The 8,733-nt window shown below is 73.7% G+C and carries 7 protein-coding genes; 4 read left to right on the top strand and 3 right to left on the bottom strand.

Going from position 1 to position 8,733, the window contains the following annotated elements; translation table 11 throughout:
• Positions 1-699: 699 nt before the first annotated feature.
• From ACIQUQ_RS32175 to ACIQUQ_RS32165, 3 genes are all read right to left on the bottom strand, one after another.
• Positions 700-1,104 carry a hypothetical protein gene (locus ACIQUQ_RS32175; RefSeq protein WP_403983119.1) on the bottom strand — a complete coding sequence of 135 codons (405 nt, stop codon included), beginning with the start codon at positions 1,102-1,104 and terminating at the stop codon, positions 700-702.
• Between the two features lie 81 nt (positions 1,105-1,185).
• The gene (locus ACIQUQ_RS32170; protein WP_403983117.1) at positions 1,186-1,959 is read right to left on the bottom strand and encodes a glucose 1-dehydrogenase; all 774 of its coding nucleotides are present in this window, start codon (positions 1,957-1,959) and stop codon (positions 1,186-1,188) included.
• Positions 1,960-2,021: 62 nt separating this feature from the next.
• Positions 2,022-2,675, bottom strand: coding sequence for a vancomycin high temperature exclusion protein (locus ACIQUQ_RS32165; RefSeq protein WP_403983115.1), 654 nt, complete (start codon positions 2,673-2,675; stop codon positions 2,022-2,024).
• Between the two features lie 359 nt (positions 2,676-3,034).
• Between ACIQUQ_RS32165 and ACIQUQ_RS32160 the strand changes: the two genes are divergently transcribed.
• The 4 genes from ACIQUQ_RS32160 (at position 3,035) to dnaG (ending at position 8,525) form a co-directional block, all read left to right on the top strand.
• Positions 3,035-3,760 (top strand): sirohydrochlorin chelatase, encoded by a 726-nt coding sequence (locus ACIQUQ_RS32160; RefSeq protein WP_403983113.1) that lies wholly within the window; start codon positions 3,035-3,037, stop codon positions 3,758-3,760.
• A gap of 91 nt (positions 3,761-3,851) precedes the next feature.
• A complete protein-coding gene (locus tag ACIQUQ_RS32155; RefSeq protein ID WP_403983110.1) occupies positions 3,852-5,192 on the top strand; it encodes a deoxyguanosinetriphosphate triphosphohydrolase in 1,341 nt (446 codons plus the stop codon).
• A 107-nt stretch (positions 5,193-5,299) separates the two neighbouring features.
• Positions 5,300-6,589: an NAD(P)/FAD-dependent oxidoreductase gene (locus tag ACIQUQ_RS32150; protein WP_403983107.1), complete on the top strand. Its 1,290-nt coding sequence runs from the start codon at positions 5,300-5,302 to the stop codon at positions 6,587-6,589.
• A gap of 34 nt (positions 6,590-6,623) precedes the next feature.
• Positions 6,624-8,525, top strand: coding sequence for a DNA primase (dnaG, locus tag ACIQUQ_RS32145; RefSeq protein ID WP_403983105.1), 1,902 nt, complete (start codon positions 6,624-6,626; stop codon positions 8,523-8,525).
• Positions 8,526-8,733 lie beyond the last annotated feature (208 nt).

Below are 8,733 nucleotides of genomic sequence, written 5' to 3'. Positions count from 1 at the left end.
CAGGCCACCCCGGCCCGGAAGGCAAAGCCCTCGGCGGACACCCCCAGGAAGGACGCCCAGGGGGGACACCTCAGGCCTGACGGTGCCGGGTGCGACTCCCCGCACCAAAGCGAGCCCCCGCCCCACGGGGCGGACGCGACAGCGTCCGTAGGCCCCCCAGCCGTCTCAGCGGCCTCCGGGCCGTCCGTGCCCCTTCATAAGCCGCCACAGATCGCTACGCGCTCCCGCCGGCCCGGCGGCCGCCAGGCCGTCCGGGGCTGATCAGGGAACCCGCACTGCCATCGGTGCCGGGTCCGAGCCCTCCCGGCGTCTGCACCCGCGGATCACCTGCCCACAGTTCCGCTCAGCGGATCTCAACGCCCGGCAGGTGCCGACTGCCTCGTGCCGGGAGGCTGCGGCGTGTTTTTCGCCATGCCGGTGGGCGAATCATGCCGGTCCGAGTCCTGCTGGCGTCTGGACCCGCGGATGACATGCCGACAGTTCCGCTCAGCGGATCTCACCGCCTGGCAGGTGCTGGTAGCGCTCTGCCGGGAGGCTGCGGGTAGCTTTTGTCGTGCCCGGTGGGTGTTTTGTGCCGGTCCGAGCCCTGCCGCTGGTTCGGGGCGCCGATGTCCGGTTCTTCGACTCGCTACGCGGATGTTCCGGCCCCGTGCGTGCCGGGTGGCGTTCGTCGGGGGGTGCGTCGGGTGGGTGGGCGGGTTACTTCCATTCGTAGAGCTTTGCCGAGGCCTTGCCCGCTGCGTCCGTTTCGAATTCGAAGAGGGCCGCTATGCCGGTCAGGCGGTCGTGCTTGCCGTTCGGCGAGTCGTAGAAGATCGCGCCGCGCCAGCTGACCGCGCCGCCCTCGCCCAGGTGGCCCACGCCGGAGCCGTGCCAGGTCAGCGTGTCGCCGGACTCGGTCATGATCACGCCCTGGCCCTCGCCGAAGAGGGTGCCGTCGGCGCGCATGACGGACTCGTACGTGCCCATGTCCTGTACCCCGGTGCCCAGGAGCGTGCCGGATGCCTGGAACGAGGCCTCGATGATGGGGTGGCCGCCGTCGGTGGACAGGACGCGCCTGCCGGTGACCTCGCCCTGCTCCTCGCCGATGAGTTCGCCGAGCATGATGGGACGCCTCCTTCGGATGGGTCCCCTCTTCCGGACTACGCCCGGTGCCGCCGCCCGTCAAGCCGGGCCCCGCACGGGTCATTCGCCCCGCAGGTAGCCCACCGTCAGGCCGGCCGTCCAGCCGCCGTCCACCGCCAGTTCCGCACCCGTGATGTACGAGGCGGCGTCGGACAGGAGGAACGCGACCGCCGGGGCGATCTCCTCCGGGACGGCGACGCGGCCCATCGGGGTGCGGGGGTAGCCGCCCTCGCCGGCCTGGATGCCCACCGGCGCCGTCATGGGGGTGAGCGTCATGCCGGGGTGGACCGAGTTCACTCGGATCCGGGCCTCCGCCAGCTCCACCGCCCCGATCTTCGACAGGCCCCGCACCCCCCACTTCGAGGCGCCGTACCCGGCGGTGAGCGCCAGGCCCGTGAGGCCCGCGGCCGAGGAGATGTTGACGATCGAACCGCCGCCCGCGGCCCGGAGGTGGGGGATCGTTGTCCTGATGCCGATGAAGACGCCGACCAGGTTGACTTCGACCACGCGGCGGAAGTGGTCCACCGGTTCGTGTTCCAGCAGTTGGCCGGTGGCTATGCCCGCGTTGTTGACCAGTCCGTCCAGGCGGCCGAACTCCGCGACCGCGTACTCCACGGCCCCCTGCCAGTCGGCCTCGCTGGTCACGTCGTGGCGCAGGAACCGCGCCGCGTCCCCCAGCTCCGCCGCGGTGGCCTTGCCCTCGTCCTCCAGCACGTCGGTGATCAGCACCCGTCCGCCGCCGTCCACGACGGCCTGCGCGGCCGCCGCGCCGAGTCCCCGGGCGCCGCCGGTGATGAGCACGACCTTGTCCGTCAGGTCCGCGGTCTTCGTCATGGGGCTCCCCGTCCCTCGTCCGCCGCCGGTGGATATGACTGTTCGTCATATGGGTGGCGGGGTCAGTCTGGCAGAGCGGCCAGGGCCTGGGACACCCCCTTCTCCTTCGGGCCGAGGAAGTGCGGGTCGGGCTCGAAGACGGCGTCCAGTGCGGCCTTGCCGGAGGCGAACACCTCGCGGACCCCGCCGTAGTACCAGGTCGCGTCGTGCACCGCGGCCACGCCCACCCCGTACGAGTCGATGCCCGCGGCCTGGCACAGCGCGACCGCCCGGCGTATGTGGAAGCCCTGGCTCACCAGGACCGCCCGCTCCACCCCGAAGATCTTCTTGGCCCGCACGCACGAGTCCCAGGTGTCGAAGCCCGCGTAGTCGCTGACGATCCGGTCGTCCGGCACGCCGTGCCCCGTCAGGTACGCCCGCATCGCGTCCGGCTCGTCGTACTCCACGCGGCTGTTGTCGCCCGTGACCAGTACGACCTTGACCCGCCCCGCGCGGTACAGCTCCGCCGCCGCGTCCAGCCGGTGCGCGAGGTACGGCGTGGGCCTGCCCCGCCAGAGCCCGGCCCCGAAGACCACCGCCACGTCCGAGGCGGGTGCGTCGGCGGTGTCGCGCAGCCGGCCCCCCGCGGTCACGTGCGTCCAGGTCGAGGGCAGCAGCGCCAGCACGCACAGCGCCATCACCGCCTGGACCGTCCGCCGTCGCCATGCCCGGCTCATCCCGACCCCCCGTTTTCCGCCAGCCCCCGGGCGCGCCCCGGTGGCGGCCCCTCGCAAGATCAGACGTGCGGGTGGCGACCGGGGGTTCCCCGGGCCGGTGCGGATTCACTCGTACGGATGTTCCTTTCAGTGGGAGGAACGGCCGGGTGAGCGACCGGAAAACACCCGTCACCACCACGCAACGCCCCGGCAATCTCCGCCCGCCAGGATCGGTCCATGACGGAGCCGGTGCACCCTCCCGAATCCCTGTCCCCGCCCCTCGGCAGCGCGGCCGAGCTGCTCGGCCGCGTCGCCGCGCAGCTCGGAACCCAGCTCAGCGGCCTGCGCCCGCCGGGGGCCCGGCCCACCGGAGCGCGCGCATGCCCCCCACCCTCGTCATCGTGGCCCACGGCAGCCGTGACCCACGTGCCCTCTCCACCGTCGAGGCCCTCCTCGGCCGCGTCCGCGAGCTGCGCCCCGGCCTCCCTGTCCGCCTCGGCCACATCGAGCTGACCGCCCCCCTCCTCGCCGACACGCTGGACGCCCTGCCCGAGGCAGGGGAAGCGGTCCTCGTACCGCTCCTCCTCGGCCGCGGCCACCACGTCACCCACGACCTCCCGCGCGCCGCGGCCGACGCCGCCCACCTGCGCACCCGCGTCGCCGCCCCGCTCGGCCCGCACCCCCTCCTCGTCGAGGCGCTCCGCGACCGGCTCGCCGAGGCCGGCTGGACCCCCGGCACGGCCGTCGTACTGGCCGGAGCGGGCTCCCTCGACCCCCGCTCCGCCGCCGACGCCCGTGCCACCGCCGCGCAGCTGTCCGAGCGACTCGGGGGCGTCCCCGTCGTACCGGCCTACGCCTCCGCCGCTGCGCCCACGGTCCCCGCCGCGGTACGCGCCCTGGCCGCCCGCGGCCACCACCGCCCCGCGCTCGCCGCGTACTTCACCGCCCCCGGCCGCTTCGCCACCCAGAGCGCCGCCGCCGCGCCCGGCCTCGCCGCCGAGCCGCTGGGCGCCCACCCGGCCCTCGCGCGGCTGGTGCTCCACCGCTACGACCAGGCCTGCGCGCAGCCGTACCGCCCCGCCGGCCGCGAACTCGCCACGGCCTGACCCCCCTCCGCCGCCGGCCGACCACCGGCCGGCCTCCCGCCGACCGCCGGATGACCTCCGGATTGTCGGTCCGTCCGGTTAACGTCGAGACATGGAAGGCAGCACCGCACCCGCCCCCTCGTACGACCCGTCCGAAGCCGGGTACGACCCGGCCACCCCCGGGTACGACCCGTCGGCCACCGAGCGCTGGGCCGCCGAGCCCGACAAACGCCCCGGCCGCACCGCCTTCCAGCGCGACCGCGCCCGCGTGCTGCACTCCGCCGCGCTGCGCCGCCTCGCCGGCAAGACGCAGGTCGTCACGCCCGGGACCCGATCCCAGGACTGGGACGCCAGCCCCCGCACCCGGCTGACCCACTCCCTGGAGTGCGCCCAGGTCGGCCGGGAGCTCGGCGCCGCCCTCGGCTGCGACCCCGACCTCGTCGAGACCGCCTGCCTGGCCCACGACATGGGCCACCCGCCCTTCGGGCACAACGGCGAGGAGGTGCTCAACGACTTCGCCAAGGACTGCGGCGGCTTCGAGGGCAACGCCCAGTCCCTGCGCCTGCTCGCCCGCCTCGAACCCAAGCGGTTCGTCGCCGACCCGCGCACCGGCGAGCCGGCCAGCGTCGGCCTCAACCTCACCCGCGCCGCCCTCGACGCGGCCACCAAGTACCCCTGGCCGCGCGGCGGCCACCCCAGCGACCCGACGTCCGTGAAGTTCGGGGTCTACGAGGACGACCTGCCGGTCTTCCACTGGCTGCGGCAGGGCGCACCCGCCGACCGCAAGTGCTTCGAGGCGCAGGTCATGGACTGGTCCGACGACGTCGCGTACTCGGTGCACGACTTCGAGGACGGCCTCCACGCCGGCCACCTCGACCCCAACCTCCTCTTTGCCGAGCCCGAGCGCCGCGCCATCTGGGACGTGGCCATCGGCCGGTACGTCCCGGCGGACACCGACCCCGAGGAGCTGCGGGAGGCGCTCGACCGCCTGATGGAGGAGGACTGGTGGCCGCACGGGTACGACGGCTCGGCCGTCGCCCAGGCCCGCCTGAAGGACGCCACGAGCCAGCTCATCGGCCGCTTCTGCCTCGCCGCCGAGGGCGCCACCCGTGAGGCGTACGGCTCCGGCCGGCTCACCCGGTACGCGGCGGAACTGGTCGTCCCGCGCGCCACGCGGAACGAATGCGCGGTGCTCAAGGCCGTCGCCGACCTGTACGTGATGCAGCGCGACGAGCAGGAGCGGCTCCGCGCCGACCAGCGCATCGTCCTGGCGGAACTGGCCGAGGCGCTGAGCGTCCGCGCCCCCGAGGGCCTCGACCCGCAGTTCCGGGCGCTCTTCGACGCGGCCCCCGACGACCGGGCGCGCAAACGGGTGGTCGTCGACCAGATCGCCTCCCTCACGGACGCCTCGGCCCGGTCCCTGCACGCCCGGCTCACGACGCGCCGGGGGTGAGCTGATCGGGCCACTCCCTCTTCCCGAGGCAGGCTCGGTGCGGGACGCTCGCATGTGGCCGCCCGTGGCGACGAGGTCATGGCGCGGAGGTTATGAGGAGGCATCAGGTGGTCGACGCACACCGGACGTTCGTCATCGTCGGCGGGGGACTGGCCGGGGCCAAGGCGGCAGAGACGCTGCGGTCCGAGGGGTTCACCGGGAGGGTGATCCTCATCTGCGACGAGCGCGACCATCCGTACGAACGGCCGCCCCTGTCCAAGGGCTACCTGACGGGCAAGGAGGAGCGCGACAGCGTCTTCGTCCACGAGCCGGCCTGGTACGCCCGCTCCGACATCGAGCTGCACCTCGGCCAGCCGGCCGTGCACCTGGACCGCGCCGCCAAGACCGTGGAGCTGGGTGACGGCACCGTCGTCCCGTACGACCGGCTGCTGCTGGCGACCGGCGCCGAGCCGCGCCGCCTCGACATCCCGGGCACCGACCTGGCCGGGGTGCACCACCTGCGCCGCCTGGCCCACGCCGAGCGGCTGCGCCGGGTCCTGGTGACCCTGGGCCGGGACAACGGCCACCTGGTGATCGCCGGCGCGGGCTGGATCGGCCTGGAGGTGGCCGCCGCCGCCCGCGGCTACGGCGCCGAGGTCACCGTGATCGAGCCGGAGCCCACCCCGCTGCACGCGGTGCTCGGCCCCGAGCTGGGCCGGATCTTCACCGACCTGCACACCGAGCACGGCGTCCGCTTCCGCTTCGGCGCCCGCCTGGCGGAGATCGTCGGCCAGGACGGCATGGTGCTGGCCGCCCGCACCGCGGACGGCGACGAGCACCCGGCACACGCCGTACTGGCCGCCATCGGCGCGGCCCCGCGCACGGCGCTCGCCGAGGCGGCCGGCCTGGTGCTGGCCGACCGCGCGGACGGCGGCGGCATCGCGGTGGACGCGAGCCTGCGCACCTCCGACCCCGACGTGTTCGCGGCCGGTGACGTGGCCGCCGCCCAGCACCCGCTGCTCGGCCACCGCCTGCGGGTGGAGCACTGGGCCAACGCGCTCAACGGCGGCCCGGCCGCAGCCCGGGCCATGCTGGGCCAGGAGGTCGCGTACGACCGGGTGCCGTACTTCTTCTCCGACCAGTACGACATGGGCATGGAGTACTCGGGGTACGCGCCGCCCGGCTCGTACGACGAGGTGGTGATCCGCGGCGACGTGGCCAAGCGCGAGTTCATCGCCTTCTGGCTGGCCGAGGGGCGCGTGATCGCGGGCCTCAACATGAACGTGTGGGACGTCACCGAGTCCATCCAGGCCCTGATCAGGACGGGTGCGCGGCCCGGCGGGGAGGCGCTGGCCGACCCCTCGGTGCCGCTCGCCTCGCTCCTGGCGGCACAGGAGGGGCGGGAGGCGACCGGCTGACGGGATCGGCGTGCCCCGGCCGTAGACTTCACGCGTGGCAGGCAGGATCAACGACGACGACGTGAAGGCGGTACGGGACGCGGTCCCGATCGACGCCGTGGTGTCCGAGTACCTCCAGCTGCGGAACGCCGGCGGCGGCAACCTCAAGGGCCTCTGCCCCTTCCACGACGAGAAGTCCCCGTCCTTCCAGGTCAGTCCGAGCAAGGGCCTCTACCACTGCTTCGGCTGCCAGGCGGGCGGGGACACCCTCGACTTCATCATGAAGATCGACCACCTCTCCTTCTCGGAGGCGGTGGAGCGGCTGGCCGGCCAGGCCGGCATCACCCTCCGGTACGAGGAGGGCGGCTACACCCCCGGCCAGAGCGGCCGCGGCGAGCGGATCCGGCTCGTCGAGGCGCACAAGGCCGCGGCGGAGTTCTACGTCGGCCAGCTGGAGAGCCCCGAGGCGGAGATCGCCCGGAAGTTCCTGGCCGGCCGCGGGTTCGACCAGGGGGCGGCCGCCCACTTCGGCGTCGGCTACAGCCCCGCGGGCTGGGACCACCTCACCCGCTTCCTGCGCGGCAAGGGCTTCAGCGACAAGGAGCTCCTGCTGTCCGGCCTGGCCCAGGACAGCCGCAGCGGCAAGCCCATCGACCGCTTCCGGGGCCGGCTGATGTGGCCGATCCGCGACATCACCGGGGAGGTCGTCGGCTTCGGCGCGCGCAAGCTGCGCGACGACGACAACGGCCCGAAGTACCTGAACACCCCCGAGACGGCGATCTACAAGAAGTCCCAGGTCCTCTACGGCATCGACCTGGCCAAGAAGGAGATCGCGAAGACCTCCACGGCCGTCGTGGTCGAGGGCTACACGGACGTCATGGCCTGTCACCTCGCCGGGGTGACCACGGCGATCGCGACCTGTGGCACGGCCTTCGGCGGCGACCACATCAAGATCCTGCGCCGCCTGCTGATGGACAACGCCACCGCCGAGGTGATCTTCACGTTCGACGGCGACGCCGCCGGCCAGAAGGCCGCCCTGCGGGCCTTCGAGGACGACCAGAAGTTCGCCGCGGAGACCTCCATCGCGATCACGCCGGGCGGCATGGACCCGTGCGAGCTGCGCCTCGCGAAGGGCGACGGGGCGGTGCAGGACCTGGTCGGGTCCCGGACCCCGCTGTTCGAGTTCGCGCTGCGGCACATCGTCTCCCGCCACAACCTCGACAACCCGGCGGGCCGGGCGGCCGCGCTGGACGAGGCCGCGCCGGTGGTCGCCAACATCAAGAACATCGCGATCCAGCACGAGTCCGCCGTGCAGCTGGCCGGGATGCTGGGCGTGCGCGACGAGCAGTTCGTGGTCAAGCGGGTGGCCCAGCTGGCCCGCTGGGCGCGCGAGCGCGGCGGCAAGCAGCCGGACCGGCCGCAGCAGCGCCGCCAGCCGTACGAGCAGGTGCCGGCGCCCGCGGCCCAGCCGGCCGGACCGGCGCTGAACCTCCGCAACCCCGTGCACCTCACCGAGCGGGAGCTCCTCAAGCTCGCCCTCCAGCGTCCCGAGCTCGTCTCGCCGACCTTCGACGCGTACGGGGTGGACGAGTTCACCGCCCCGCCCTACGCGACGGTCCGCCAGGCCATCGCCGAGGCGGGCGGCGTGGTGTCGTCCGGCGAGGACTACCTCGCCCGGGTCCGCGACGCGGCGCCGAACGACACGGTCCGCGCCCTGGTCACCGAGCTGGCCGTGGAGGCCATCCGGCACAAGTCCCCGGACGAGGCGTACGCGGGCGAACAGCTCGTCCAGGTACGGCTGCGCGCGGTCGACCGCCGTTTCCAGGAGGTCCAGGGGGCGATGGCCCGGCTGGCCAGCCACGCCCCGGCCGAGCAGGTCACGGCGCTCCAGCAGGAACTCTGGGTGCTCCAGCAGTACCGCCAGTCCCTGCGCAACAACGGCGCGGCGGCCCTCTAGGGGCACTCCGCGGGCCACTGCCCGGACCGCCGTCCACCGCGCCGCCTCCCGTACGTACGTGCGGGCGGCTTCGGGAATCCCGGCGGGGGGTAACCATCCGGTCACGCACCGGACTCAAAAAGTGCTCGCACGCCCCTCGTGGCGGTGATGTGTCGTACTCCACACTGAGTTGCGGTGCCTGAGTCCTCGGAGCCCAGGAGGTCGCCCC

The organism is Streptomyces sp. NPDC101118 (assembly GCF_044759445.1).
Lineage (GTDB): Bacteria > Actinomycetota > Actinomycetes > Streptomycetales > Streptomycetaceae > Streptomyces.
Note: the sequence above shows the minus strand (reverse complement) of the source record. Positions and strands in the feature narration are given on the sequence as shown.